This is a genomic window from Oceanobacillus sp. CAU 1775 (assembly GCF_054482815.1).
This window is the reverse complement of sequence record NZ_JBTLRO010000005.1, coordinates 120287-146785: the sequence shown is the minus strand read 5'-3', so window position 1 is coordinate 146785 and position 26499 is coordinate 120287. Positions and strand designations below refer to the sequence as shown.

Sequence of the window (26499 nt, the reverse complement as noted above, 5' to 3'; positions counted from 1 at the left end):
GCACGTGAAGTTTGTTGGTAACAGACTTCCCGTGCTTTTTTCATACCAATTTTCGAAAGGGATGACGATAAAGGCGAATAAATAAGATGAAAAATATTCCTGATGAAATGGCGAACAGTATTGGGATTGGTAACCATTCTGCCCATAGTCCTGAAATGAACAAGCCAAATGGAAGTGTTAATTTCATGAGCATGGAAGATGTACCAGCTACACGTCCCAATAGATGATTCGGAGTAAATTCCTGTCTAATTGTAAAATAAACGATGTTTGAAAGAGTCGTAGAAAAGGCTCTGATAGCAAGCGCAATTCCAATTGCCCACCAAGTAGGAGCAATTACAAGATAGCCAATTCCAATAACGTCGATTAAGAGACAGAAAGTGAAAATATTTCCACGTCCATATTTTTTTCGAATTCTACTTATCAACGTTGCACCTATAAGCCCACCAATCGCAGAGATACTAAACATTAAACCAATTTGTGCTTCAGTTGCCCCTAACTTATCGATTGTATAAAAAGTGAGTACACCAATGACAAGGCTAGAAGCAAAATTGATAAATAGCACCGTAATGGTAGGTGTAAGCAAGGTTTTATTTACTAGTAGTGCTTGAATTCCTTCTTTCATATCTTGCCAAATACTAGTTTTCCCCTGTCTTTTTTCGATGTGGATCGGGACTTGTACTTGATGAACACAAAGAAATAAAATAAATAGGCAAACTAAGTAAATAGACAGAGTCGAAGTAAAAGAAAAGAGGACGAGAAACGTTCCTGCTAAGCCTGGACCAACTGTTTGAATTAGCGTGCCTACGAATGATAATTTTGCATTCGCAGATGTGAGTTGCTCTTTGGTTACTACTTGTGGAATGACTGAATGATGTGCATTTCCAAAAGTATACCCAGCACTTGATAGAATGAACCCAAGAATATATAAATGCCATATTTCTATTTGGTCCGTCCATAAAAGAGTGACCATTCCAAACACGGAAGCAAATTGGATAAAGCTCATCCATTGCATCATTTTCTTTCGGCTAAACCTGTCAACAAGCACGCCGGCTAGCATGCCAATTAGAATGTTTGGGAAGAATTCAATCGCACGCATCGTACTCATTGCTAATGCTGATTGGCTAATTTGGTAGATTAATAAAGGAATTGCTATCGTATACATTTGCGATCCAAAGCTAGAAATAATACTGCCAAACCAAATAAGTAAAAAGTTTTTATTGCTCCAGAGGGAAGTGACTACCTCTTCGTCATTCGGTACATGCATCTTTATTCTCCATTCTTTTGTTGTTCCTGATATGGATAAAGTCTATAATATAAAAAGAGGAACATAAAGTGAATAATTTTAAAATTAGCTGTTCACCTATTGGAGGATACGATGAGATATAGCAAGTACATGAAATTATTAACGAATCACTTTGTTAAAAGCGAAGCGAGAGAAACAACCATTGAATATTTAGCAAATCTTTTTGACTGTTCGGAGCGACACGCAAAAACAATTATCAATTATTTGGATAAAGAAAAATTTGTTGATTGGAAGGTAAAAAGAGGCCGTGGCAAGAAGCCAAAACTTAAACTCCATTATACTTTCGATGGCATTCTTTTAGAGGAAGCAAAGCATTATATCAAGCAGGAGAAATATCAAGAAGGATTTACTATTATGGAGCAACTTGAAAAATCTTCACAAACGGAATTTCAGGAATGGTTAAATACATATCTTGGATTAATGAAAAAGACGGAAACGAATCAGGACTTAGATGTTTTACGATATCCCTTTTACGAAACAAAGCTACAAATGGATCCTTTGCAAATTAGATCACGACATGATGGACATATGGTTCAGCAAATCTTTGACCGCTTAGTAGAATTTGATCCTAAGTCTGGGAAGCTAACACCACGTATTGCGCATCATTTTGAAAGTAAAGATGGAATGCGTTGGATTTTTTATTTGCGTAAAGGAGTATTCTTTCATCATGGTAGAGAATTAAATAGTGCTGATGTTAAAGCTACGTTTGAACGTTTTCCAAGCACAAATCCTTTCATGAAAAATGTAAAGGAAATTACTTGTGCATCTGATTATGTTGTAGTTTTTCAATTGAAAGAAGTAGATTTTATGTTTCCACGCTATTTATCAAGTATTGCTACATCGATTATTCCTGTAGAAATGTTAGAGAAGAAAAAGAAGTTCAGTGATAATCCGATTGGAAGCGGACCTTTTCAGTTAACAGAGCAAGATAAAGAGACCATTCGATTAGAGGTTTTTCCAAGATATTATGGATTGCGACCATGGTTAGATCGAATAGAAATAATTAAAACACCTGCATCATTTCAACATGAAGAGACACATCCATTATTACTTTCTGCACCGAATACTTCTTGGAAAGAAGTGAAAGTAGTGGAAGAGGGAGCAGACTTTATAGTTTTTAACTGTGCGAAAAATGGACCTCTACAAGATTCAAAAGTTAGAGCAAAAATTACTGAGTGGATAAATCCTCAAGCATTTTGTTTGGAGGGTGAAGTCGTTGCTCATAGTTTCCATACAAAAGCTTCTGCTGAGCAAAAAACTCCAGTAATAGATTATTCAGTACAGCCAGTCCATTTAGATATGGAACTTCTAATTGGTGCTCAACAAATTCGTGAAGGCGTAAATCATGAAAGGGAAGCACTTATTTTAAAGGAGCAGCTAGAGAACGCAGGAATTTCTACTAAGGTAGAAATAGTTAACGCTACAGACTTTAAAAATCCTGTAGTCATTCATAAATATGACATCCTCGTTTCAGGAGTCGCTTTATCAGAAGATCATTTATTATCTTCCATTATTACACTGACATCATCTCAATTAGCACTTTATTATTGTTTAAGTGATGAAATGCGTGGATATATAATGGAGCAGGAAAGACGATTAAAAGAAACAAAGGATGAAAGAGCGCGTTGGGAGATATATTTTGAAATGGAAATATTTTTAAAAGAGCAGCACCTACTTTTCTTTTTGAACCATCGTTCGCATAATATTTTTAAACCTAGTAATAGCACTTACATGAATATCGAACTGGATAGCAATGGTAGGATTGACTATCGTAATGTTTGGCAGCGAATAAAATAGCGCAGGTGATTTTTACCAAAAAGATATAAATAATTGAAACATTTTTCATTTTCATCCGTAATACACGGTATACATGTTTAATAGAGGTGTTTCACCTCGAATTCTGTTATGATTAAAATAGAAAAATATTTAAGGGAGGGTCACTTTGAGTACACAACAGCCAGAACTAACCCCAGAACAGTTAGCAAAATTTAAGAGACTGGGTAAAATATTCGGTATTATTTTTGGTATTTTACTTGCTATTGGAATTATCTTTCTTATTAGCTTTAATTGGATTACAGACTATATTTGGATGGATAATTTAGACTTTGGCAATATCTTTACAACGATACTTGGAACAAAAGCAATTTTAATTGGTGCAGGGTTTCTATTGTTTTTCGTCGTATCATTTGTCACTTTACAATGGATTCGAAGCTCTTATGTAAGTCAATTACATAGTAGTCAACTGCCACCGATTATTAAGGAAAAGAAGTATAGCAGACTTATTATTGTTGGTATTTCTTTCTTTATCGGTATTTTAGGAAGTACGATTGTTCAAGGTATTGGTTGGGAACCAATGCTGAAGTTCATTCAGCATGAACAATTTGGTCTGACAGATCCACATTTTAATATGGATATTTCATTCTATATGTTTGTCTTACCATTTATTGAGTTCATTATTTACTTGGTATTAACTTTGGCAGTACTTGCTTTATTTGTAGAAATTGCAGCATATTCACTATTTAACATGTACCGTCTGAATAGAAGAGCACAACTGCATATTGGTTTTACGATTTTAGTGATCGGTTTAATGGTTGCGGGCATCCATTACTTAGCACCGTATCATACACTGCTTTCTAATAGTGTAAACCTATTCCAAAATAGTGTTGTGCACGGTTTGAGTTATACAGATGAACTTATTAATATTCCAAAAGCGTATATACTTGCTGTAGTTGCGTTACTTGGAGCAATCTGGACGATTGTTTCTTTATACCGTGGGAAAATTAATTCAGCAATTATTCCTATTGCTGTTTATCTCGGACTTCTCGTTCTCGGACAAGGTGCTTCTATTGTTGTACAGAACTTCATTGTTTCACCAAATGAGTTCTCTAGAGAATCACCATACCTTGAAAAGAATTTAGAGTTTACCCGTGCAGCATATGATTTAGATGGAATAGTGGAAGAAGAACATCCAGGAAATTATTCTTTAGATGAAGCAATGGTAGAGAGAAACGCACTAACAATCGATAATATTCGAATCAATGATTCTCGTCCACTATTGGATATTTATAATCAGATCCAAACATTTAGAACGTATTACCGATTTAATGATATTGATATTGACCGTTATGAAATTGATGGGGAATATCAACAAGTATTTATCGGTGCAAGGGAATTAATCACTGAAGATTTACCTGAACAAGCACAAACATGGGTAAACCGTAACCTTCGTTATACGCATGGTTATGGCGTAGCAATGAGTCATGTAAATGAAATTACATCTCAAGGGCAACCAGAATATTTAATGCGTAATATTCCTGCAGAGGGAGCAATTGAATTGTCTCGACCACAAATTTACTTTGGGGAAGAGGATTACAATGATGTTATTGTAAATACTGAAGTGGATGAGTTTGATTACCCTTCAGGTGATGAAAATATTTCTACTCGTTATGAAGAAGAATCAGGTATCCAATTAAATGGTTTAAATAGAATTCTATTTGCCATTGACCAGGGTTCTTTCCGATTCTTAGTTTCGGACCAATTGGACGGAGATAGTAGATTATTAAAAACGCGTAACATCGTTGAACGTGTGAATAAGATCGCACCGTTTTTCGATTATGATAATGATCCATATATTATCATTCGTGACGATGGCAGCTTAGCATGGATTATGGATGTTTACTTAACTGGAGAAAATTATCCATACTCTGAACAATTTAGTGAGAATCACAATTATATCCGTAACTCGGTAAAAGTAATGGTTGATGCTTATACAGGAGAAGTTGATTTCTATATCGTTGAACCTGATGAGCCACTTGTACAGACATACCAGGCGATTTTCCCTGATTTATTTACAGAGGAAATTCCAGAGGATGTACAAAATCATTTCCGTTATCCAGAACAATTATTTGAAATTCAAGCAAAAATGTATGGGACATATCATATGTCAAACTTAGAAGTCTTCTACAACCGTGAAGACTACTGGGAATTTGCGACTGAACGTTTGCAAGATAATGATGTAGAAATGGATCCATATTACATTACTATGAAATTACCTGAGTATGAAGAGGAAGAATTCATTCTCATGGTTCCATACACGCCACGTAACAGGCAGAATATGATTGCTTGGATGGGAGTAAGGAATGATGGCGAGCATTACGGTGAAATGTTTGTTTATACCTTCCCGAAACAGCGAAACGTATATGGGCCTCAACAAATTGAGAACCGAATTAACCAGGATAGTACGATTTCTCAGCAGTTGAATCTTTGGTCACAAGGTGGATCAGAAGTCATCCGTGGAAATCTAATCGCAATTCCAATCGAAGATACGATTATGTATGTTGAACCGATATACATTGAGTCTTCAAACGAAACTTCATTACCTGAAGTGAAGCAGATTGTTATTGCATATGAAGACCATATCGTGATGGAGAGTAATTTCGACAAAGCTTTAGAAGCGATGTTTGACTTGATTGATCCTAACAGGGAAACACCAACTGTTGATCCGGGTGCTGATACAGAAACAGACCCTGGAGCGGATCCTGAAGAAGATATTGATGAGGAAACAACGGATTCAGGTGAGCCAACAATTCCGATTGAAGCAGCAGAAGCTCTTCAGCAATTCTCAGACCTATTTGATGCTTACCAAGATGCATTATCGAATGGTGACTGGGGAGAAGCAGGAAGTATAATGGAAGAGATCGAAGAAATTTTAGCTAATATGCAAGATTAACTTTATAAAAAAGACTGTGTAACCTATTATGGGTGCACAGTCTTTTTTCTATTATTAAGCATAATTTTGCTCATTGGCTTTCGTACTCTGAAATTAGAACATCCACTTACACCTCAACTAATATGTATATTTCATTGAAAAGTGGGCATCCTTATCAGGTGTGGCAGAAATATTGCCAAAACGTATGTCCAAAGAGGTGTAAAAATGTATAAAATTTATGAAAGACTAGGAATTATTAGCTTAGCTTTTGCCATTTTCCTAGCAGCAGTAACGCTCATGACTAATGATACACAGGTTAGCGTTCTTGCAGAAAAACATATACAACTAGACAATCCCTCAATAGCTATAGAAGGGCAAAGCGAACGTGAAGTCGCGCTTCAAAAGAAAAAACTTAACCATCATGGAAAGCCAACAACATATATTTCAAGTGATAGTATTGAAGCTCCAGAAACATTAGAAGAAGCAATTGATTTTGAACAATATCCTAAAGTGAATGTAGTTGCAACAGGCTATACTGCAGGATACGAATCGACAGGGAAGACTGCTGCTCACCCGCAATATGGAATAACTTTCTCCGGGATTAAAGTAAAACGTGATTTATACTCGACAATCGCAGCAGATTTAAATCGTTACCCGATAGGTACAATCTTTTATATTCCATCTTACGGGTATGGCGTTGTTGCGGATAAAGGAAGTGCCATTCAAGGAAATAAGATTGATCTCTACTATGAGACGGTAGAAGATGTTTATAATGAATGGGGTAAACGTCAGCTTGATGTTTATTTGATTGAAATGGGTAAGGGGCATCTTACAGAAGAAGTACTTGTAGAATTAAATGAAAATGAAGCATTACAAGTGTTTCGAGCAGATTATCAGTAAGAACAAAGGCGCAAGCGCCCGTTCAGCGACTATTCTTCACACAAAAAGTTATCCATAAAGTTCAAATTCTATAGTTTCATATGTAAACAAAAAATCAGAATGCTTATTTAGGCATTCTGATTTTTACTTTATGGCTGATATTGAACTTAAATGTTGTATTAAGAACTAAGCTCTTTAAGATATTTACTGTTTTATTTAGTAGAACCATGCGTGAATCGCAAAGGCTACTAAGATACCTGTGATTGCACCGAAAAACACTTCGATTGGTTCGTGTCCGAGTAGTTCTTTTAAATCTTCACGTCGTTCTTTTTCTTCTTTTTTATTCCAATCCTTTGCTTCCTCGAAGAAGGTCTGGAAATCCTTCATTAGTTGGTTAAGAATAGCAGCGTGCTCACCAGCTTGTCTTCTAACACCAGAAGCATCATACATTGTAATTACACTAAAAATACAAGCAAGTGCAAAAATACTTGAAGTAACTCCCTCTACAATCCCAATTGCAGTTGTAAGTGCTGTAACGGCTGCAGAATGACTACTAGGCATACCACCAGTACTAAATGCAATTTTAAAAGAGAATTCTCTAGCAAAGATAAGTTTTATTGGGACTTTAATAAATTGGGCAAAGATAATCGCAGAAAAAGCAGCCCATAACGGAAAGTTCGATAGTATTTCCATGAAAGTAGTCTTCCTTCCTATACTTTATGCCAAAGCTGCTATTAGTTTAACATAAGGAGCAACCCGCGTAAATATAGAAGAAATCTACAAATATCATGGTAAAATGCTACGCTCTCGCCTTAATCCAAGAAGTTGGAACACGTTTCGCTAATTGAACCATAAAGAATGCCGCTACAAATGTAAGTACAGTGTCTTTTATGAGGAAAGGAATCATTCCTGCCCATGCTACGACAAAGTTAATTTTAAGCTCTAACCATGTGTTCATTGCAAGATACATATAAGATACTCCGATTGTATAGTTTATTCCCAGTCCAATCATTGCGGCAGTTGTATAAACGCTGATAGATTGTTTTTCGAATTTCTCTACAAACCAGCCACAGAAATATGCAACGAAAATAAATGAAAGTAAAAATCCACCAGTCGGGCTAATCAATGTGAATGGTCCGCCTTGTAACCCTGCGAAAATTGGTAGTCCAGCTGTACCAACAAGAATATATGTAATGATTGCAAAAGATCCTAGACGTTTACCAAGCATGAAGCCAGCAATAATTGCAAAAAACGTTTGTAATGATACAGGTACACTTGTGCCACCAATTGGTACTGCTAGCATTGGGAACCATACGGTAATATTTGCTCCTACTGCCATTAAACAAACAAAAACAGCGCCAAATGTTAAATCAATTGGTTTATAACGACTCATTTTTCTCACCCCTATATTTCGATAATATAATTAAAAGTATTTAATGTCAACTTAATATTATTTAGGGTGACAAAGAAAAAGATGCAGTAATTTTAAAATTACTACATCCTTGTTTGCTACTTTTATTTAATTAAAGAGCGGTTTGTAATGCAATTTCAATCATTTCATTAAATGTTGTTTGGCGTTCTTCTGCAGTTGTTTCTTCACCTGTAATAATGTGATCGGAAACAGTTAAAACGGATAGTGCTTGGCGGTCGTACTTGGCAGCTAATGTATAAAGCGCTGTTGTTTCCATTTCAACTGCAAGTACTTTATATCTTGCAAGCAGGCTATTCACTTCCTGTGCATTGTCACGGTAGAAAGTATCACTTGTAAATACATTACCGACACGAAGGTTCAAGCCTTTTGCAATACCAGCATCATAAGCTTTCTTTAGAAGTTCGAAATCCGCGATTGGCGCATAATCAATACCATCGAAGATTAGACGATTCATTTGTGAATCTGTTGTTGCAGCTTGTGCAAGAATAACATCACGAACTTTTACGTCTTTTTGAATGGCACCACAAGTACCAACACGTATTAATTTTTGGACATCATACTCATTAATTAACTCATTTGCATAAATCGAAATTGATGGTACACCCATCCCAGTTCCCATCACAGAAACTTCTTTTCCTTGATATTTTCCAGTAAAACCATACATTCCGCGTACTTCGTTAAATAGTTTTATATCTTCTAGAAATGTTTCAGCAATAAATTTCGCACGTAACGGATCTCCAGGTAATAAAATCGTCTCAGCAATATCGCCTTTTTTCGCTCCAATGTGTACACTCATTTTAAATATCCTCCTTCAAATACCAATGTAAAACGCTCTCATGATAAACCTATCATAATCAAAAATGATTGACAAATTTAGAGATAATTCATGTTTTTAGTTAGAAAAGACGGTTTTCAGGGGAATTGGTTTAAATAATGTAGTATATTGTTTATAATGAACAAGTAGAGAATGAAGTGTATGCTTTTCTTTTTAAATTGTTTGAAGGGATGCGAATGAATGAAATCACAGACGTTTACAATTACTGTTGAAACTGGTGTTCACGCAAGACCAGCTACATTATTAGTAAACAAAGCGGGGCAATATGAATCGGAAATTGATATTGCTTATCGTGATAAAAGAGTAAATTTAAAATCAATCATGGGCGTGATGTCCTTAGGAATTCCAAATGGTGCAGAAGTTGAAATAACGGTAAATGGAATCGATGAAGACAAAGCATTAGAGGGAATTACTAGAGTAATAAAAGAAAATTTAGGGAACTAATAGATAAGAAAGCTGATTAATAACTGGTTAAACCTTGTTAATAATCAGCTTTTATTTAATATAATTTACGGTAGACTTCATCTTCTAGTTTATTAAGCGTTCGTAGCGCTTGCACATTATATGCGGAAGTTTCTTTTTCTAACTTTTCGCGATAAATTCGAACCGATTCTTTTAAAGATGGAATATATTCAGGCACCTTTTCATCATAAGGATGAACGGCAGCCTTTTTAATATTCGTTTTTTCATGATGAGCAAGTGCTTTTCGTTCATGAAAGAAGACGTCTTCTAATTTATTTAAATTATGCAAGTCTCCTTGAAGTGGATGCTTTAATACAGCTAAAATCTCAATCAAATATCTATCGCCACGGTCTTCTATTACTTTACCTACATATGTACCAGATCTTGCATGTGCTTTCACTATTTCTCCAACATTTCCTTCTGCCATGTTATCAACCTCCTGTCTTTATATTGCCAAATAAATATAAAAGATGCTAATAAACGTCCTTATTTAATTTAAATTAGAATTTTGATATACTTACTTTTAGAAGGATGTGAATCAAAATGTTATATATGCCTTTTTTATATTTCCCAGAAGATAAATCAGAATATCTAATTCCTGGTATTATGTTAATTATTTTTATGATATTTGCTGGAATTGCCTTATATTTTGTGTACAAGCGTTCAAAGAAAGATGAAGAAAAATTCACTGAACAATACAAAGAACAATTACAAGAAATCGAAAAAGATTCCGATTCTAATAAATAAAAATTACCCTTTTTCATGTTTAGAAATGCTCGAGTGAGACATACTATTGGCATGAATAATAAAGGGGTAAGGCAAATGAATAAGTTGTTTTTTGTGTTAATGTTTGTATTATCTGCATGCTTACAAAGTGATAGCGATGCTGTCATGGAAGTAGAGGTACGCGATACTGCCGGTGACTCTTTAGGAACAGCAACCTTTACAGAACATCCTGAAGGCGTCCAAATAAAACTTGAGTTAGAAGGAATTCCGCCTGGACCGCATGGTATTCATGTCCATGAGAATCCTAAATGTGACCCACCTGATTTTACAAGTGCAGGTGAACACTTCGATCCGGGAGACATGGAACATGGCTTGATGAACCCTAAGGGCCCTCATTTAGGTGATCTGCCTAATATTGAAGCAGACGATTCTGGAAAGGTTGATGTTGAATTAATTCTTGCTGAAGCGACATTGCTTGATGGGAAAAACTCCATTACAAAGGGTGAAGGCACTTCGCTAATCATTCATGAATCGGCAGACGACGGTTTTAGTCAGCCAAGTGGTAATTCCGGCCCGAGAATTGCATGTGGAGTTATTTCAAACAGTGCTGAATAAATAGTAAAAAAACAAGCGTTCAGCTGACGCTTGTTTTTTTAGTGTTTATAAACTTATTTTCTAATATAATAGACAGCTCTTACAATCCTATTTACAGCCTCTTCAAGCGTTTCTCTTGGACAACCAATATTCATACGCATAAACTGTCCGGCCTCTTCACCATAGTCAAGACCAGCGTTAAGTCCTACTTGAGCTTCTTTCACAAAGAAATCATTAAGTTCTTTGGGATCTAGACCAAGTGCGCTACAGTCTAACCACAATAAATAAGTCGCTTCTGGCTTAATGACTTTAATTTCGGGAGCATGCTTTTCAAATGTCTCTTTCACAAACTCATAATGACTTTGTAAGAGCTCTTTTAATTCATCCAACCATTCTGCTCCATGCGTATACGCCGCTTCTGTAGCGATATTTCCCATTGTATTCAACATATTATGAAATCCTTGCTTTTCAAAAGCAGTTTCCAGAGCTTTTCGTTTCTCTTCATCAGAAGTCACGACATAAGAAGCATCAAGACCAGCTAAGTTGAATGTTTTTGAAGCTGCCGTACATGTAACTGTCTGGTTAGCAATTTTTTCTGAAAGTGATGCAATCGGAATATAGTTCTGTCCAGGTAGAGCGAGGTCTCCATGAATTTCATCAGAAATAATTACAACATCATATTTAATACAGAGTCTAGCGATTTCTTCTAACTCTTCTTTTTTCCACAAACGTCCAACGGGATTATGTGGAGAGCAAAGAATAAATGCTTTTACTCCGGATTTTAACTTCGCTTCAAAATCCTCAAAATTAATTTTATACGAATCATCTTCATATTGAAGTTCATTTTTAACTAATTCTCTATCATGTGCCTCGATAACATTATAGAATGGAGGATAAACAGGTGTTTGAATGAGCACCTTGTCCTTTGGTTTTGTAAAAGCCTGCACAGCCATATGTAAGCTAGTCACAACTCCATTACTAAACGTGATCCATTCTGGTTTAATAGTCCAGTTATTTCTTGATTGGTTCCAGTTAATGATTGCATTCTTAAGCTTTGTATCGGCAATGGTGTATCCATATATCCCGTGATCCGCTTTTTCTTTCAGAGCATCATTTACCTCTTTCGGCGCTTTAAAATCCATATCAGCAACCCACATCGGCAGACAATCTTTTGATTGATAAAGCTCATCAAGCATGTCCCATTTCACCGATTTTGTATTAAAGCGATTTACTACTGTATCAAAGTTTCCCATATAATAGCCTCCTATCCAATCTACCTTCATTATAGCAAACAATGATTGATTAAGAAATTCGTTAGTGGTTTGGTGATTAGTTGTGATTGTGTAAAAGATTGAGTTTCTTACGTTAAATATCTCCTCAAATATTCAGTATTTTTCTAAAACACTTGATTTAAGTAAGAACAGTTAGATAGAATTGGTAAAAGACACAAAAAAAAGAAGCAAAGCGTCTAAACGCTCTGCCTACAGGGGGAATACGAGAAAGTCTTACAGTTTTAGTATTACCCATTTAGGAAAGTAATAAACATTTTATTAATATTATTGTAACTTTTATAATAAAACCTTCGTTATATAGATAGTTGAGAAGGGGAGAGAGGGCAGATTGGATGGATGAGAGAGAGATAATTAATCTTGCAAAAAACGAGGATAAAGCTTCCTTTGAAAAACTTGTAATGAAGTATAAGCCTTACGTCGAAAAGCTTTCCTATCAATTTGGAATAGCACCAGAATATATCTCTGATACAGTACAAGAAACATTCATAAAAGTTTATCAGAATTTAGATCAATTTCAAGACGGGAAGTTTTCCACCTGGCTATACAAAATAACCTTGAATGTCACGCGTGACTTCTTTCGTAAAAAACAGAGAGAAAAAAAGATCATGAACAAAGCAGTAAATACGCATGAAAAGCATGTGTCAGGTGCTTATTATTTTGAAAGTGATGCCACGCTACTATTACATTTAGCCATTCAAGAATTAGAAGAAAAATATCGCTTACCACTTATTCTTTTTTATTTTCATGACCAGACATATGAGGATATCGCGAGCATCCTGAAAAGTAGCCTTTCATCAATAAAGACGAGAATGCACAGGGGCCGCGAAAAATTAAAAGAACACTACATAAAGTTAGAGGAGGAAGGAGATTCAAATGGACGACAAACATTTGGATGAGTTGCTCGGCGAATTAAAGGATAACTACAACAGACTTCCTGAATATGCCGATACAAATAATATAATGAGTGAACTACCAACAAAAAAACAGAAGAAACGTCGTTTACATATCATTCCTCTTGTTGCTATCATCGCGGGATTCTTTCTCTTTTTCGTTCTGGCACTACCACAAATGGACGAAAATCAGCAAGCAGATGAAACTGCTGCTGAAGCAACCGTAGAGGAATCGGGAGATGAAGATGCAAAAGACGAAGCAGATGATGAAATGCTAGAGTATGCAGACATGAAAAAAGAAGAATTTCGAAAAGCGTTGGGCGTAGATTCAGTTGAAAATTTTGCACAAGTGGAACATGTGGAACACCTAATCAGAGAAAGAGGAATGTACCATTTTGATGATGAAGAACTCATAGCAATGATTGATGAGATTTATATAATCCCAGAACAGATGATTGAAGCGTTGGATCAGATGGAAGGGGAAGAAAGAATCCAGCAGTGGGAACTTGTTATTCAGAGTTATATGTATTTAGGGATGTCCCTGACCCAATACGTTGAAACAACTATACGGGAATTATCATTAAACGTTCAAGAACAGAGGGACTTAGTTGAAAATCAGTTTGACTATACAGGGCCGATTGAATTAGTAGAGCTTTTACAGTTGATTCATGGCAATGGGTACTTTTTGGAACGGATGGCAGATATGGCAGATTATATAGAAGTTAGTACTGATTATAGTTATTTAGTTGAAGAAGTGGAGCATAAAGAAGAAGACGAAGGGATTCTGAGGTTTTTGACGTTTATATCGGAGGATATGGATTTACGACACTATGGTTATCCATCGCCTACAATGGAAACACCTTGGTATGAGTATGATGATATTATATTAGAAATGGAAGATATCTATAAAAGCTACCCAGAATATCGAGGGTTATTTAGTCATTATACGGGAGCGTTACATGCTACTTCTGAATACTTAACTATATATTTACAAGGTGGTTTTCGTGCACCAGTTGATGAAGTACGCGAACAATTAATTGAAGAATTACGTCATTTTACTGAAAACCATCAAGACTCTACTTTTTGGCCTATTGTCTCTAAAGAATTAGAAAAATATGAATCAGGTGACTATCGATCAAATATGGAAGATTATTATAATACGCAATTCTATAATGCCTATTTTCTCTTTAACAATATCGATTCAAAATTAAGCTATGACTCACTTCACGAAGTATACAGTTGGCCGATGGACCATACGACAGAAATGGACTATAGAAACTATGAAAATTTTGAGAATCCTAAGGTATTAGTAGATATGTCTCCTCTAGAATTACTTTCGATGTATACTTTTGCGGAAGAAAGAGATCAAGATTTATATGAATTATTATATATTGGAGAAGGTGAGCAGGAACGTATGGATTGGCCTTCAATAATCTCGCAGTCTGAAACTTTACTCGAGAATGTAATTGAAGAAAACACGATTGAATTTTCATTTGTAAATTCGCATATTGAGCAATTTACAAATACAATTATTGCAACTGTTACACTCCATAATGATGGTGAGGGATGGAATGTAATTTCACAGGAAAAGATGGATATAAACAATAATTCTCTCAACATTAATTAATTTTAAAGAGTGCTGCCGGTTTGCAGCACTCTTTTCTTTATAAATAATATACTTGGCATATAAGTAATCTGAATATTTATGTTAAAATGAATATAGTTTTTAGTAAGCTTGAGCGTACATTTGTGTGAAGGAGAATGGGAGAGAATATAAAATAGATGGATGAGAGAGAGATAATTAATCTAGTAAAACAAGAAAATAAGGCTGCTTTTGAAAATCTAGTTATTACATATAAACCTTCTGTTGAAAAGTTTTCCTATCAATTTGGTATTGATTCTGAGTCTATACCTGAAGTGGTACAGGAAACTTTTAATAAGGTATACCAAAATATCGACCAATTTCAAGAAGGTAAATTTAGCACATGGCTTTATAAAATTACGTTAAATGTAAATCGGAATTTTTATCGTAAAAAACAAAAAGAAAATAAAAGTATGAAAAGATCAAGCACAGCTAAAGAGAGAAATTATTCGGGAGCTTATTATTTTGAAACCGATGAAAATTTTATATTGCATCTAGCAATTCAAGAATTAGAAGAAAAATACCGTTTGCCACTAATCTTATACTTCTTTCATGACCAACGATTCGAGGAGATTGCGAGCATCCTGAAAAGTAATCTTTCATCTGTAAAATTGAAAATAGATTCGGGTCTTGAAAAATTGAAAGGAATCTTTGAAAGAATTGAGAAGGAAGAGGGAAGTTTAAATGGACGGCAAACGGAATCTCTAGATGTGCTATTAATCGAATTAAAAGAGAATTATAAGCTGCTCCCGGGGTACGTTAGTGTTAATAAGATTATGAGCGAATTACCATTAAAGAAACAGAAGAAACGCCGTTGGAACTTTATCCCTGTTATCGGAATCGTTATAGGATTCTTTATCATTTTCGTGATCGCGTTACCTGAAGCTGAGAAAAGTGAACAGGCCAGTTTACCTGTTAGTGACGAAGAAGAAGAACCGTTAGACGAAATAGAAGAGTATGCGAATGACAAGAAGGAAGAATTTCGAAAGGAATTGGGGGTTCAATCGTTAGAGGGTTTTTACGAAGTGGACTATGTTCAACAATTAATCTGGGATAGGGAAAGTCATTATTTTACCGATGATGAGCTTATTGAAATGATTGATGAAATTTTTGTAACTCCAGAACAGTTAATGAAAGAACTTGAACAAACCAAGGGTGAAGAAAGATATCAAAAGTGGATGATGCTTCTACAAAAATATACGAATCTAGCATGGTCGTTCTCGGAAAACCTGCAAAGGATTTTAAATGATTCTTCAATTAGTCTGAGTGAACAAGCAGAGTTATTAGAAAATCAATATAACTATAATGGTCCTCTAGAGATTGTAGAGTTTCTGAACATGCTACACAGACATGGATACAAACTCGAAAAAAATGGTGACTTCTTAGAGGTAGGTAATAACTATATGTATTTGGTTGATAATATAGAGCATGTTGAAGATGACGAGGGTATTATAAGATTTTTAACCTTTATATCTGAAAAGATGTATGTACATCAATATGTTTATATACATGATTCAAATGATATTCCTTGGCAAGAATATGACGATATATTATTAGAAATGGAAGATATTTACCGAAGTTACCCAGAATACCGTGAATTATTTAGTTATTATACAGGAGCCATTCATGCAACTTCTAATTATTTAAATGAATATATTCATGGTGGGTTTAGATCTAGGAATAATGATGTAAAAGAAGAAGTGATAGAGGAATTAAGGCATTTTACGGAGAATCATGAAGACTCAATTTTTTGGCAAGTTATTAATAATGCACTAAAGAAATATGAGACAGAGGCATCGGAAGAACCAGAAGTTTATCGCTCGATGATGCTGCATAATGCCCAATTTTTCTTTAACAATATCGAGTCAGAATTAGGTTACGACGAGATCCATGAATTATATAACTGGCCGTTTATTAGATCTACACAGGTGACCTATAGAAATATAGAGAAAGAGAATAACGGAACTGAAGAAATCTTAGCAGAAATGTCTCCTGTTGAATTACTTTCTTTGTATACTTATTCCCAAGCTTCAGTTGAGGATCCTGCTCTATACGAATCGTTATATTTTGGCGAAGAGGAGCAAGAAAGTATCGATTGGTTTTCAATTTTTGAGCAAGCTGAATTATTACTTGAAAATGTAATTGATGAAGATACGGTTGAGTTTTCCTTTGTGAATACATACTACGGTGATTTTGAAAATACAATCATAGCTACAGCAACTCTGCATCATGATGGGGAAAGCTGGAAAGTAATATCACAAGAAATGATTGATATGTATTAATGAACTAATTTAGCTGGTAGCAAAACCTCGGGTGGATTGAAGTTACCTTATAAAGGGAAAGAAGAGTTTGTAACATCCCTGTGAGGGGATCCTCTAAAAGCTAGATAAACAAGGAGGTATAAAAATGTTGGGAGTTATTTTTTCGTTTTTTATGATCCTTATTGTTAGTATCATCGTTTATCGAATGATTTCCGGAAAAAAACCGCCTGATAATAGTTATACACCGTTTGATCATATTACAGGCCATAGTAGTTCGGAGTTTAAAGAAGAAGTTGAAGAAGAAAATAGAAAAGATTAAAGACAAGAGGGTGCATTTCTTGAAGAAGGAGATGTGCCTTTCTTGTTGAATATATACAGTAAAGGTGAAACATGGGAAAATTAAGAGAGGAAGATAACTAGTGATGAAATTACAAATCACAACTTTTGTGATAGTGGGTGCATTTCTTGGTTTTCTAACAGATGGCATTATGATTGGAGCTGGAGTGGCAGCTATTATTTTCATTGGGTATCGATTAGAGAAGTATTTAGATAACAAAAATATATAAAAAAGGAAAATCAGAAATCAAAATGAAAATGATAGCAAAAGCAATTATTTTTTTAAGTTTTATCATTTATGTAACGGTCTTAATGTATATCTTGTTTTTTGACAGTAGAAGTTTATACATAGCAAAGGGTGTACCATTTGCACAATATCTGAAGTTCAATTCCAACTTTATTCCGTTTAAAACAATAGCCATTTACGTAAATGCTTTATTTGATGGAAGCTTAAATATTAATATACCAATTAGAAATCTTGTAGGAAATTTATTGATGTTTTTACCAATGGGTGTTTACCTTCCGTACTATGTTAAAAGAGTAAATAAGGTGAGTGTATTTATAATTGCCATGCTTATATTGTTACTCCTTGTGGAGAGTTTTCAAATGATTACAGGATTAGGTAGTTTTGATATCGATGATATTACTTTAAATTTGAGCGGAGCTTTGATTGGATATGGAATATGGAAATTAAAACTTGTGCAAAAAGTATTGATATAGAGTGTTATTATCCCGCCTAATTAAAATAATGAAACTTATTAACAAGCTTTAACGTAAATAGAAATAGTGCTTATTAATTCTAGGGGGGATTATATGTACACAACTATAAATAATCAATTAATCAATATCAGAGGCGTAATTAAGAAGAAGCAGAAATGGGAAAACCAACTAACGGATTATAACAAGGAATTATTAGAGATGGAAGCAGAAATTAGAAGGGTAGAAAAGCAACTTATTGCTGAAGAGAAAGATGTTCGCAAACTAGAGCGCATTGGCATAACTAATCTTATTCAAACATTTTTTGGCTCAAAGCATGAAAAACTAAATAAGGAGAAGCAGGAAGTTATTGCAGTACAAATTCAGCTTGAAGAAGCGGAAAAGACGAAACATGAAATTAATGAATCAATAAATGAGTTGCATGATAAATTAGCAGAAGTTATGGATGTTGATCAGGACTACAAATTTCTTTTAACTGAAAAAGAAAGAATTATGAAAGAAAAAGATGCTATATTTGGAAATCGGTTGTTCGAATTAAATGAGAACGAAGGAGATTTGGCAGCATACATAACAGAACTCGAGGAAGCAATTGAAGCGGGGAATAAAGTAAAGGATGCCCTTATCAATGCTACAAAATCACTAGAAAGCGCTGAAGGCTGGGGCACCTTCGATATGTTTGGCGGTGGAATGATTTCAAGTCTTGTAAAACACGATCATATTGATAAAGCAACCAATCATATTCATCAAGCACAAACGGCCATGCGAAAGTTTCAAAAGGAATTATTGGATGTTGATGAGGTTTCGAATTTGGAAGTCGATATTTCAGGAATGCTTAAGTTCGCCGACTTTTTCTTCGACGGTATCATCGTGGATTGGATGGTACAAGGGAGAATTAAAGATTCGTTACAGCAAGCTAGGGATCAGCAGAGTAGTGTCTTAGATATTATTTGGAAGTTAGAAAAGAGTTTAAAAGCAAAAACTACGGAGTTATCTGTGATACAAGAACAGAAAATAGAATTGATAGAAGGAGTTTGAGGTTCAGTCAACTGTTTTGACTGCGGATACTGATATAAGTTGATAAATGCTGATATGGACACATAATATCCTGATACTATCACAACTTTTCCTGATATAGACACAGTTTATCCTGATATCTACCAAACAGAAACTTAAATACAAATAAAAAGAGTGTAAATCCGCAATTGAATTTACACTCTTTATTTTATTCATTTAGCGTTTTTCTGACTGGTCAATCCACTCTTGTAGCTTGTCTTTCAAAGTATTAAATCCAGCAGCATTATCATCTTCCATTTTGAATGCTTGCTGTACTTTTGGTTTACTGTTTGTTTTTTGTTCAGGTTCTGTTGCACGAATAGAAAGAGAAACTTTGTTTTTCTCTTCATTTACTTCTAGCACTTTTACCTTTACATCGTCACCAACTTGTAAATGATCGTTAATATCTTTTACAAAACCATTTGTAACTTCTGATATATGAACCAAACCTTGAACCTCTTCATTCAAAGCAATAAATGCTCCATAGGGTTGAATTCCAGTTACCTTACCTTCAATGATACTTCCACTTTCAATCTTGCTCACCATGCTGAACACTCCTATATGTTTAATCGATTCTTTATACACAATGAATGATTATAACATAGAAAATCGATCTAGCAAAGTTATTCGAAGATAGGGAAATTATATTTTAGCTAATTCCGCTCTCAAACTGATATAAACATCTTTCCAAAAATCATGGTTATCACGGAAGGATTTACTAATGAACATATACATTTCTTTTGCTTTTTCCTTGTGATCTTCAGCTTCAGCTGGTGGAAGATTTGCTCTTGATTCATCGACGAACTCTTGGATACTCGCCGCTCTAGGTCCCCATTTGCCAACTTCTTTTCCATTTTCATCAATGAAAATGATGATAGGAATCGCACGGGATTTTCCATTCGTTAAATATTGATCCATTAATTCTAAGTTCTCATCACGTAAAAGCATTCGAACATTTATGTTTCCTTTATCAGCGATTTTAAGAAGAATTGGGATGTTCAGCATTGCATCTCCACACCAATCCTCTGTCAAAACGATAGCTCTTAAATTTTTAGCTTGTAATTGATTGAAAAATTCCTCGTCTTCAGGTGTTTCAAATTGATCATAAATATGAAGCAGGTCTTCTTTATTTTGTGTCATAGCTTCGATATAATCATTTGCTGTCATTGCTTTTTCAAACCATTGATCTAACGACATGAAATCCTCTCCTTAAAGGGTTATATGAAAATCTTACCCGAAAATTTACACTTTAGTAAACTTATATGCCTATTATTTGGTACTATAGTAAATATGATAGTGGAAAGAAGGGAAAATACATGACTAACTTTGATAAAGATTTTTTATTAGAATTATTAGAAACGCCTTCACCATCAAGTATGGAAATGGAAATTCAAAAAAAGTGGATGAATTATGTAAAGGATTTTGCTGATGAAATTAGAACGGATAACGCAGGGAATGTTATTGGTGTTCTGAATCCTGAAGCACCTTTTAAGGTTTTACTAGCGGGTCATAGCGATGAAATTGCATTAGTTATCAACCGTATCGATGATCAAGGTTTTTTGCATTTCGATAAAATGGGTGGGATTAATCCAAAAGCGGCTGTAGGGATGCGTGTTCATGTACTCGGATATAACGGCAACGTGACAGGTGTGATTGGTGTAAACGCCCAGCATCACGGTGGTTTGAAAAATGACTTTACGCTTGAGGATTTATTCATTGATTGTGGCTATCAATCGAAAGAGGAAGCTGCCAAAGTTGTTCAAATTGGTGACCTTTGTGTATATAAAACAAATCCAGAAATTTTACAAGAGCGCTATATTGCAGGGAGAGGCTTAGATAATCGGACAGGCTCTTTTATTGTTGCAGAAGTTTTAAAGCGACTTGCAGGTAAAAATCTTCAAGTAGGAGTTTATGCGGTCAGTACAGTAAACGAAGAGACAAATATGGGTGGTGCTTACTTTGCGGCTGCAGGTATTGAGCCAACGATGGCAATAGCTTGTGATGTTACTTTTGCAACAGATTATCCAGGTGTGAATAAAAATAAATACGGTGATATAACGCTTGAAGGTGGTCCTGTTTTAGCAAAAGGCGCGCCGATTAATATTAAAATTAATAAACTTTTAGAAAAAGCTGCAAAAGATTTAGACATGAACGTACAGTACGAATTAACACCAAGGATGACTGGCACAGACGCAGATAGAATGCGTTTGACAGGGAAGGGTGTGCCTGTTTCACTTGTATCACTACCACTTCGTTACATGCACTCTCCAGTGGAGACCGCAAGTATGCAAGATATTGAAGAAGAAATTACTTTACTCGTGAAAATGATTGAAAACCTTACAGGAAATGAAAGTTTGAATCCATTAGAAGACTAATTTCTCTTCTGGAAAATAGACCTACTCCTAATAGGATCATAAGCCAACAGTCTTATTTTTCATTAATATGTATTGATTTTTCTTAGTTTTAAAGACCTTACTTTCTTTTAAGAAGAAAATAAGGTCTTTTTTTATTTTTAAAACTAGGTTATTCTAATCAAATTTTACTAAATAATTTCGAATTTAAATCATCCCGCTATTACCGCCTCTTTAGAAACCCTCTTCCTTTAAGCTTTCTTTAAAATAAAATAGCCCAGTAGTCGTACAAAGACTTAGATGAAAAACAGGAAAATATGAGACTAATCTATTAATTTAGAAAATTCAGTTTTAGTTCGACATTGTTCGACACAGTTTCGCTTTCTAATCTATTATACTTACCTCAACTACATGAATCAACACCACGGACTATCATCATTATAAACTTTTATAAAAGGAGGGCTGGTTTTATTAGAAGCGTTTTGCAGCAGGTTTAGACATAAAGCATTATAAAATAAGGGAGGAATTGCTTTGAAATTAAAGAGGAAACGAAGAGTGAAAGCATTTAGTATAGCTGCTTCGGTGTTAATGACATTTTCCTTATTTGCACCAACAGCAGCTTTAGCTCAGCCAAATGGGAATGTTAGTTATTCTTTAAATGATTCCAAGCAAATTGTTGAACAAAAGGTTAGTAATCGATTACTTTCTAACTTTAAGAACGATGACTTTGTTACGTTCTTAGTAAAGTTCAATGATAAAGCAGATGTTCAAAAAGCTGCAAACGAAGCGGTTGCCAAAGCAAATAGTCTCAACCAGTCGAATCAATCCATTGAGCATATTCGACGTTCTGCAGTAATAGCTGAACTAAAAGAAACTTCCTTCAATTCACAACAAAATGTAAAGGCATATATTGAAAAGGAAATAGCTAATGGTAACGCTAAAGATATTCGCTCTTACCATATTGTAAACGGGATGGCCGTAACAGCTACAAGGGAAGTGGCAGAAAAAATTGCTACTTTCACTGAAGTAGAAAAACTATTACCAAATGAAATGCGAGAATTATATACAACAGTAACAGAAGATGCCAAGCGTCCAGAAGCAGAAATTGCAAATGTGGAATGGAACGTTGAGCGTGTCGGTGCCCCTAGTGTTTGGGAGATGGGGATTGATGGTTCGGGCGTTGTTGTTGCAAGTATTGACACAGGTGTACAGTGGGATCATCCAGGTTTGAAAGAAAAATACCGTGGATATGATGCAGCAACTGGAGAAGTTGATCACACGTATAGCTGGTATGATGCTACAGGAAGCGCACAGGTACCATTTGATGATCAAGGCCATGGAACGCACGTAACTGGAACAATGGTCGGATCTGAACCAGATGGGTCAAACCAAGTTGGTGTTGCTCCCGGTGCAAAGTATCTATCTGTAAGAGCATTCACCGCAGCTGGTGGTTCTGACGCAGATTTACTTGATGCTGCAGAGTGGATTCTTGCGCCTGGTGGAGATGCAACAATGGCACCAGATGTAGTAAACAATTCATGGGGCGGTGGGCCAGGTCTGGATGAATGGTACCGCGATGTCGTTATTAACTGGCGAACTGCAGATATTTTTCCAGAGTTCTCTGCTGGTAACACGACATTATTTAACCCAGGTGGTCCAGGATCGATTGCTACTCCAGCGAATTATCCTGAATCATTCGCAACTGGTGCAACAGATATAAATGATGCTTTAGCAAGTTTCTCTCTACAAGGGCCTTCACCATATGAAGGAGATGTGAAGCCAGATATTTCTGCTCCAGGAGTAAATATACGTTCTACTGTACCTGGAAGTGGTTATGAAGGTGGTTGGAATGGAACTTCAATGGCAGGTCCAGCAGTTTCAGCTGTCGTTGCATTAATGCTGCAGGCTGATTCAAGTTTAACCATTGATGAAATTGAAGATATTATAATGATGACTGCTTCGCCATTAACAGATAGCACATTCCCGAATGCCCCAAATATGGGATATGGCTATGGTTTAGTGAATGCATATGATGCTGTATCTTCCCTGATTTCTGGATTAGGTTCCCTACAAGGAACAGTAACGGAGGATGGAGAGGATTTTGATGCTCCAACATACACGCATGAAGCAGTAGATACTACTTTTGAAGGAATGGATTTAGAACTAAGCATTCATGCTGAAGATAATGTTAGTGTTGTTTCAGTAGAAGTAGTTTATAGTGACAAAACAATCGAAGCAGATTTAGTAGATGGCGATTATCGTTCTGGAGAATATACTGTAACAATTCCAGGAGAAGACATTGAAGGAGATGCTTTCACGTACCATTTTGTTATCAATGATTTTGGTGGAAATGAAGTGACGACAGATAGTTATACGATTGATGTTCAACCAGGAATAACAGTTGGTTACTTCCAAGACTTTGAAGGAACACCAGCGGGTTGGACAATCTTTGGTACAAATAGCAGCTGGGAACGTGGGATTCCGACAAGTGGACCTGGTTCAGCTGTTTCAGGTGAAAATGTTTATGCTACAAATTTAAATGGTGATTACAATAGCTCGGAAAACTCGACGTTATTAATGCCACCAATTGATTTACCTGAAGGTGAGTCTTATTTACAATATAGCGAGTGGTTTAATCTTGAGAACAATTGGGATTTCGGCCATGTCTATCTATCAACAGATATGGAAAATTGGACACAGCTCGTTCAGATTACAAATCTTTCGAATGGTTGGTTAGATTCCGAAATAGATTTATCAGCCTATAGTGGCGAAAGAGTTTATATCGGATTCAATATCACATCAGATAGTATTATTAACCGCTCAGGTTGGTATATTGATGATGTGGGGTTATCTGATACGTCACTCGAAGCGACGTCTAACAGAATCTCTCCAGTTATCGGTGGCCCGTCAATCGGTCTTCATGGGACAGGCTTATCACTAGGAGTTATGAATAGCGATTCTCTTAGAGGTGATGCGAACCGAGAAAGAATAGATCCAACAAAATTAACGCCAGCACTACCAGTGAAGAAAACGCCTATTAAAACAGAAGATTTAGCGCCACAAGCATTACCGCTTGGTGCGACAGTTACTGTTTTAGAGAGTGGTCGTTCGGTAAATACAAATCCTGCTGACGGTAGTTATTCATTCTTGCATGCGGCTGGGGAATTCACTGTAGCTGCACATGCATATGGTTATCACCAGAGTGAACAGGCTGTAGAAATTACTGCAGATGAAAGTACTACTGCTAATTTCTTACTTGAAGAGTTAGAGGAGTATACCGTTTCTGGAACAATTACAAACGAAGTAACAGGAGAGCCTGTTTCAGAAGCAACTTTACTACTTGTAGAAGATGCTAACATTACACCAGTTTCTACAGATGAAAATGGAAATTACTCGATCACTGCATATGAAGGTGTGTATACAGTGAAAGTGATGGCAAGCGGTTATCACGGAAAAGAAATCGAAGCGGACTTTACGGTTGATGGAACGTTAGATATCGAGTTAGAACCATTTTACACAGTGCCTGGTGGAGAGATTGGATATGATGATGGTACTGCAGAAAATGCACGTGCTTTCTATGATCCAGGTAATGGTTGGGCAGTAAAAATGTCACTTGAGGAAGGAAGAGAAGCAGCAGTCGTCACAGATGGTGTCTTCCAATTCCATGATTCAGATTGGCCAGTTCCAGGAGGCACAGGGTTTGCCGTTGAAGTCTGGGATGCAAATGGTCCAAATGGAACTCCTGGTGAAAGAATTGCTGGTCCAGTACAAGCAGAAGCAACTCGAAGCCTAGCTGAATGGACAGTTGTAGATTTAAGCGAGTATGGAATCGTTGTAGAGGGTGACTTTTACATGGTTTACATCCAAACAAGCGCAAACACTTCAGCACCTGGTCTAGCAACAGATGAGGATGGACCAAATGCGGAACGAAGCTACCAATACGTTTCAGGCGCATGGACACCATCACCAGCAGCAGAAGGTAATTATATGATCCGCGCTCGCGTAAGCTATGAAGTAGATGAACCAATAATTACTTCTCCAGAAAGCGGGTTAATCACAAATGAAACAGAAATTACGGTTGAGGGGAAAGCATCTCCTGAGACAACTGTAAAATTAGTAAATAACGGTGAAAAAGTATCCACTGTGGAAGTTGCGGGAGATGGCAGCTTTGCAATCCCTACAGAACTAGAAGAAGGAAATAATGAGCTAGTAGCGATTACGATTTTAGATGGGGTAGAAGTGATGGAATCTGAGGTGGTATCTGTAATATTAGATACAGAAGCACCAGAGCTTTCCATTGATTCTCCAAGGAATGGAGATAAGTCGAATCGTGAAACAGTAACAGTAGAAGGTACTGTAGCTGATGCTCATCTTGATTTTGTCGAAGTAAATGGTCAGCGTGCACAAGTGACTGACGGATTTTACTCGAAGCGTATTCTGTTAGATGAAGGACAGAATTCAATCGAAGTAGTTGCTACAGACTTAGCTGGAAATATGGCTACAGAATCAGTAACGCTAAATGTAAAATTCACTGCACCAGAAATTGAAAACATAACTCCTGAAGAGGATGTTTATCTAAATGCTGGTCAAAGTGTGAAATTTGAATTTGATAGTGAGCCTGGATTAAAAGCAACATTCTTTATCCATATGCCACTAACAAATATGACAACAAATGCAACAGAACTTCCAATGATGGAAACAGAGGAAGGGCACTATGTCGGCTACTGGACTGCGATAAGTAATGTGTCTGCAAAAGGCGCAGTAATTGAAGTCAAGGTAGTTGATGCTTATGGAAACGAAGCAAGAAAACAAGCAGATGGTAAATTATTCATTAACATTGAATAATTAACATACCCTACATGATACGAGAAGCCCCCCTTCTCGTATCTTTTTTTGTGCTGGGATTGAGAAGTCACCAGCTAGTAATCCATGATTAGCGATAACTTTATTTTGTTGGTCCCAAAATCGATAACTTCGAAATAGTGACCGATAAACTTATTTTATTGGTCTCAAAATCG

At 35.9% G+C, this 26499-nt stretch carries 23 protein-coding genes; 15 read left to right on the top strand and 8 right to left on the bottom strand.

Annotated elements, in window-relative coordinates:
- Positions 1 to 40 precede the first annotated feature (40 nt).
- Positions 41 to 1264: an MFS transporter gene (locus ACXYMZ_RS10300; RefSeq protein WP_458948317.1), complete on the bottom strand. Its 1224-nt coding sequence runs from the start codon at positions 1262 to 1264 to the stop codon at positions 41 to 43.
- Between the two features lie 111 nt (positions 1265 to 1375).
- Between ACXYMZ_RS10300 and ACXYMZ_RS10295 the strand changes: the two genes are divergently transcribed.
- The 3 genes from ACXYMZ_RS10295 to ACXYMZ_RS10285 all read left to right on the top strand — a co-directional run bounded on the left by ACXYMZ_RS10295 (position 1376) and on the right by ACXYMZ_RS10285 (position 6911).
- Positions 1376 to 3100, top strand: a complete 1725-nt coding sequence (locus tag ACXYMZ_RS10295) for an ABC transporter substrate-binding protein (protein WP_458948316.1) — start codon at positions 1376 to 1378, stop codon at positions 3098 to 3100.
- A gap of 145 nt (positions 3101 to 3245) precedes the next feature.
- Complete coding sequence (locus ACXYMZ_RS10290; RefSeq protein WP_458948315.1) at positions 3246 to 6032, top strand: UPF0182 family membrane protein; 2787 nt, start codon at positions 3246 to 3248, stop codon at positions 6030 to 6032.
- 204 nt (positions 6033 to 6236) lie between these two features.
- Positions 6237 to 6911 (top strand): 3D domain-containing protein, encoded by a 675-nt coding sequence (locus tag ACXYMZ_RS10285; RefSeq protein WP_458948314.1) that lies wholly within the window; start codon positions 6237 to 6239, stop codon positions 6909 to 6911.
- Between the two features lie 195 nt (positions 6912 to 7106).
- Here the strand turns inward: ACXYMZ_RS10285 and ACXYMZ_RS10280 are convergent, their stop codons facing one another.
- From ACXYMZ_RS10280 to deoD, 3 genes are all read right to left on the bottom strand, one after another.
- On the bottom strand, positions 7107 to 7583 hold the full coding sequence (locus ACXYMZ_RS10280; protein ID WP_458948313.1) for a divergent PAP2 family protein: 477 nt from the start codon (positions 7581 to 7583) through the stop codon (positions 7107 to 7109).
- A 106-nt stretch (positions 7584 to 7689) separates the two neighbouring features.
- Positions 7690 to 8283, bottom strand: a complete 594-nt coding sequence (locus ACXYMZ_RS10275; protein ID WP_458948312.1) for a biotin transporter BioY — start codon at positions 8281 to 8283, stop codon at positions 7690 to 7692.
- A gap of 130 nt (positions 8284 to 8413) precedes the next feature.
- Positions 8414 to 9118 (bottom strand): purine-nucleoside phosphorylase, encoded by a 705-nt coding sequence (gene deoD / locus ACXYMZ_RS10270; protein ID WP_458948311.1) that lies wholly within the window; start codon positions 9116 to 9118, stop codon positions 8414 to 8416.
- Positions 9119 to 9337: 219 nt separating this feature from the next.
- Here deoD and ACXYMZ_RS10265 point away from each other — a divergent pair, with 219 nt between their 5' ends.
- Positions 9338 to 9601 (top strand): phosphocarrier protein HPr, encoded by a 264-nt coding sequence (locus ACXYMZ_RS10265; RefSeq protein ID WP_458948310.1) that lies wholly within the window; start codon positions 9338 to 9340, stop codon positions 9599 to 9601.
- A 55-nt stretch (positions 9602 to 9656) separates the two neighbouring features.
- On the opposite strand, the gene kapB is transcribed toward ACXYMZ_RS10265, so the two are convergent.
- Positions 9657 to 10046, bottom strand: a complete 390-nt coding sequence (kapB, locus tag ACXYMZ_RS10260; RefSeq protein WP_458948309.1) for a sporulation phosphorelay system protein KapB — start codon at positions 10044 to 10046, stop codon at positions 9657 to 9659.
- A 125-nt stretch (positions 10047 to 10171) separates the two neighbouring features.
- Between kapB and ACXYMZ_RS10255 the strand changes: the two genes are divergently transcribed.
- Both ACXYMZ_RS10255 and ACXYMZ_RS10250 read left to right on the top strand, forming a co-directional pair.
- Positions 10172 to 10366 carry a hypothetical protein gene (locus ACXYMZ_RS10255; RefSeq protein WP_458948308.1) on the top strand — a complete coding sequence of 65 codons (195 nt, stop codon included), beginning with the start codon at positions 10172 to 10174 and terminating at the stop codon, positions 10364 to 10366.
- A gap of 75 nt (positions 10367 to 10441) precedes the next feature.
- Positions 10442 to 10960 carry a superoxide dismutase family protein gene (locus tag ACXYMZ_RS10250; RefSeq protein ID WP_458948307.1) on the top strand — a complete coding sequence of 173 codons (519 nt, stop codon included), beginning with the start codon at positions 10442 to 10444 and terminating at the stop codon, positions 10958 to 10960.
- A 53-nt stretch (positions 10961 to 11013) separates the two neighbouring features.
- On the opposite strand, the gene ACXYMZ_RS10245 is transcribed toward ACXYMZ_RS10250, so the two are convergent.
- A complete protein-coding gene (locus ACXYMZ_RS10245; protein ID WP_458948306.1) occupies positions 11014 to 12192 on the bottom strand; it encodes a MalY/PatB family protein in 1179 nt (392 codons plus the stop codon).
- A gap of 371 nt (positions 12193 to 12563) precedes the next feature.
- Here ACXYMZ_RS10245 and ACXYMZ_RS10240 point away from each other — a divergent pair, with 371 nt between their 5' ends.
- The 7 genes from ACXYMZ_RS10240 (at position 12564) to ACXYMZ_RS10210 (ending at position 19112) form a co-directional block, all read left to right on the top strand.
- On the top strand, positions 12564 to 13127 hold the full coding sequence (locus ACXYMZ_RS10240) for an RNA polymerase sigma factor (RefSeq protein ID WP_458948305.1): 564 nt from the start codon (positions 12564 to 12566) through the stop codon (positions 13125 to 13127).
- On the top strand, positions 13105 to 14748 hold the full coding sequence (locus ACXYMZ_RS10235) for a hypothetical protein (RefSeq protein ID WP_458948304.1): 1644 nt from the start codon (positions 13105 to 13107) through the stop codon (positions 14746 to 14748). Before ACXYMZ_RS10240 ends, ACXYMZ_RS10235 begins: the two co-directional genes overlap by 23 nt.
- A gap of 155 nt (positions 14749 to 14903) precedes the next feature.
- Complete coding sequence (locus ACXYMZ_RS10230) at positions 14904 to 17045, top strand: RNA polymerase sigma factor (RefSeq protein WP_458948303.1); 2142 nt, start codon at positions 14904 to 14906, stop codon at positions 17043 to 17045.
- Between the two features lie 124 nt (positions 17046 to 17169).
- Positions 17170 to 17343: a DUF3951 domain-containing protein gene (locus ACXYMZ_RS10225; protein ID WP_458948302.1), complete on the top strand. Its 174-nt coding sequence runs from the start codon at positions 17170 to 17172 to the stop codon at positions 17341 to 17343.
- Between the two features lie 103 nt (positions 17344 to 17446).
- Entirely contained in the window at positions 17447 to 17590 is a 144-nt protein-coding gene (locus ACXYMZ_RS10220; RefSeq protein ID WP_458948301.1) for a hypothetical protein, read from the top strand.
- A gap of 22 nt (positions 17591 to 17612) precedes the next feature.
- Positions 17613 to 18080, top strand: a complete 468-nt coding sequence (locus ACXYMZ_RS10215; protein ID WP_458948300.1) for a VanZ family protein — start codon at positions 17613 to 17615, stop codon at positions 18078 to 18080.
- 93 nt (positions 18081 to 18173) lie between these two features.
- Positions 18174 to 19112: a hypothetical protein gene (locus ACXYMZ_RS10210; protein ID WP_458948299.1), complete on the top strand. Its 939-nt coding sequence runs from the start codon at positions 18174 to 18176 to the stop codon at positions 19110 to 19112.
- Positions 19113 to 19307: 195 nt separating this feature from the next.
- Here ACXYMZ_RS10210 and yugI read toward each other — a convergent pair whose 3' ends face one another.
- Both yugI and ACXYMZ_RS10200 read right to left on the bottom strand, forming a co-directional pair.
- Positions 19308 to 19676, bottom strand: coding sequence for a S1 domain-containing post-transcriptional regulator GSP13 (gene yugI, locus ACXYMZ_RS10205; RefSeq protein WP_458948298.1), 369 nt, complete (start codon positions 19674 to 19676; stop codon positions 19308 to 19310).
- A gap of 96 nt (positions 19677 to 19772) precedes the next feature.
- Positions 19773 to 20327 carry a thioredoxin family protein gene (locus tag ACXYMZ_RS10200; RefSeq protein WP_458948297.1) on the bottom strand — a complete coding sequence of 185 codons (555 nt, stop codon included), beginning with the start codon at positions 20325 to 20327 and terminating at the stop codon, positions 19773 to 19775.
- A 119-nt stretch (positions 20328 to 20446) separates the two neighbouring features.
- Here ACXYMZ_RS10200 and ACXYMZ_RS10195 point away from each other — a divergent pair, with 119 nt between their 5' ends.
- On the top strand, positions 20447 to 21505 hold the full coding sequence (locus ACXYMZ_RS10195; RefSeq protein ID WP_458948296.1) for a M20/M25/M40 family metallo-hydrolase: 1059 nt from the start codon (positions 20447 to 20449) through the stop codon (positions 21503 to 21505).
- A gap of 564 nt (positions 21506 to 22069) precedes the next feature.
- Positions 22070 to 26326 carry a S8 family serine peptidase gene (locus ACXYMZ_RS10190; RefSeq protein WP_458948491.1) on the top strand — a complete coding sequence of 1419 codons (4257 nt, stop codon included), beginning with the start codon at positions 22070 to 22072 and terminating at the stop codon, positions 26324 to 26326.
- Positions 26327 to 26499 lie beyond the last annotated feature (173 nt).

What these genes read in the sequence shown, in the direction of transcription:
- ACXYMZ_RS10190 (WP_458948491.1), top strand. Translation starts at nt 22,070, where the DNA reads ATGACATTTTCCTTATTTGCACCAACAGCAGCTTTAGCTCAGCCAAAT.
- ACXYMZ_RS10285 (WP_458948314.1), top strand. Translation starts at nt 6,237, where the DNA reads ATGTATAAAATTTATGAAAGACTAGGAATTATTAGCTTAGCTTTTGCC.
- ACXYMZ_RS10200 (WP_458948297.1), bottom strand. Translation starts at nt 20,327, where the DNA reads ATGTCGTTAGATCAATGGTTTGAAAAAGCAATGACAGCAAATGATTAT.
- ACXYMZ_RS10235 (WP_458948304.1), top strand. Translation starts at nt 13,105, where the DNA reads ATGGACGACAAACATTTGGATGAGTTGCTCGGCGAATTAAAGGATAAC.
- ACXYMZ_RS10215 (WP_458948300.1), top strand. Translation starts at nt 17,613, where the DNA reads ATGAAAATGATAGCAAAAGCAATTATTTTTTTAAGTTTTATCATTTAT.
- ACXYMZ_RS10295 (WP_458948316.1), top strand. Translation starts at nt 1,376, where the DNA reads ATGAGATATAGCAAGTACATGAAATTATTAACGAATCACTTTGTTAAA.
- ACXYMZ_RS10240 (WP_458948305.1), top strand. Translation starts at nt 12,564, where the DNA reads ATGGATGAGAGAGAGATAATTAATCTTGCAAAAAACGAGGATAAAGCT.
- kapB (WP_458948309.1), bottom strand. Translation starts at nt 10,046, where the DNA reads ATGGCAGAAGGAAATGTTGGAGAAATAGTGAAAGCACATGCAAGATCT.
- yugI (WP_458948298.1), bottom strand. Translation starts at nt 19,676, where the DNA reads ATGGTGAGCAAGATTGAAAGTGGAAGTATCATTGAAGGTAAGGTAACT.
- ACXYMZ_RS10220 (WP_458948301.1), top strand. Translation starts at nt 17,447, where the DNA reads ATGAAATTACAAATCACAACTTTTGTGATAGTGGGTGCATTTCTTGGT.
- ACXYMZ_RS10230 (WP_458948303.1), top strand. Translation starts at nt 14,904, where the DNA reads ATGGATGAGAGAGAGATAATTAATCTAGTAAAACAAGAAAATAAGGCT.
- ACXYMZ_RS10280 (WP_458948313.1), bottom strand. Translation starts at nt 7,583, where the DNA reads ATGGAAATACTATCGAACTTTCCGTTATGGGCTGCTTTTTCTGCGATT.
- ACXYMZ_RS10250 (WP_458948307.1), top strand. Translation starts at nt 10,442, where the DNA reads ATGAATAAGTTGTTTTTTGTGTTAATGTTTGTATTATCTGCATGCTTA.
- ACXYMZ_RS10265 (WP_458948310.1), top strand. Translation starts at nt 9,338, where the DNA reads ATGAAATCACAGACGTTTACAATTACTGTTGAAACTGGTGTTCACGCA.
- ACXYMZ_RS10225 (WP_458948302.1), top strand. Translation starts at nt 17,170, where the DNA reads ATGTTGGGAGTTATTTTTTCGTTTTTTATGATCCTTATTGTTAGTATC.
- ACXYMZ_RS10275 (WP_458948312.1), bottom strand. Translation starts at nt 8,283, where the DNA reads ATGAGTCGTTATAAACCAATTGATTTAACATTTGGCGCTGTTTTTGTT.
- ACXYMZ_RS10255 (WP_458948308.1), top strand. Translation starts at nt 10,172, where the DNA reads ATGCCTTTTTTATATTTCCCAGAAGATAAATCAGAATATCTAATTCCT.
- ACXYMZ_RS10210 (WP_458948299.1), top strand. Translation starts at nt 18,174, where the DNA reads ATGTACACAACTATAAATAATCAATTAATCAATATCAGAGGCGTAATT.
- ACXYMZ_RS10195 (WP_458948296.1), top strand. Translation starts at nt 20,447, where the DNA reads ATGACTAACTTTGATAAAGATTTTTTATTAGAATTATTAGAAACGCCT.
- ACXYMZ_RS10300 (WP_458948317.1), bottom strand. Translation starts at nt 1,264, where the DNA reads ATGCATGTACCGAATGACGAAGAGGTAGTCACTTCCCTCTGGAGCAAT.
- ACXYMZ_RS10245 (WP_458948306.1), bottom strand. Translation starts at nt 12,192, where the DNA reads ATGGGAAACTTTGATACAGTAGTAAATCGCTTTAATACAAAATCGGTG.
- deoD (WP_458948311.1), bottom strand. Translation starts at nt 9,118, where the DNA reads ATGAGTGTACACATTGGAGCGAAAAAAGGCGATATTGCTGAGACGATT.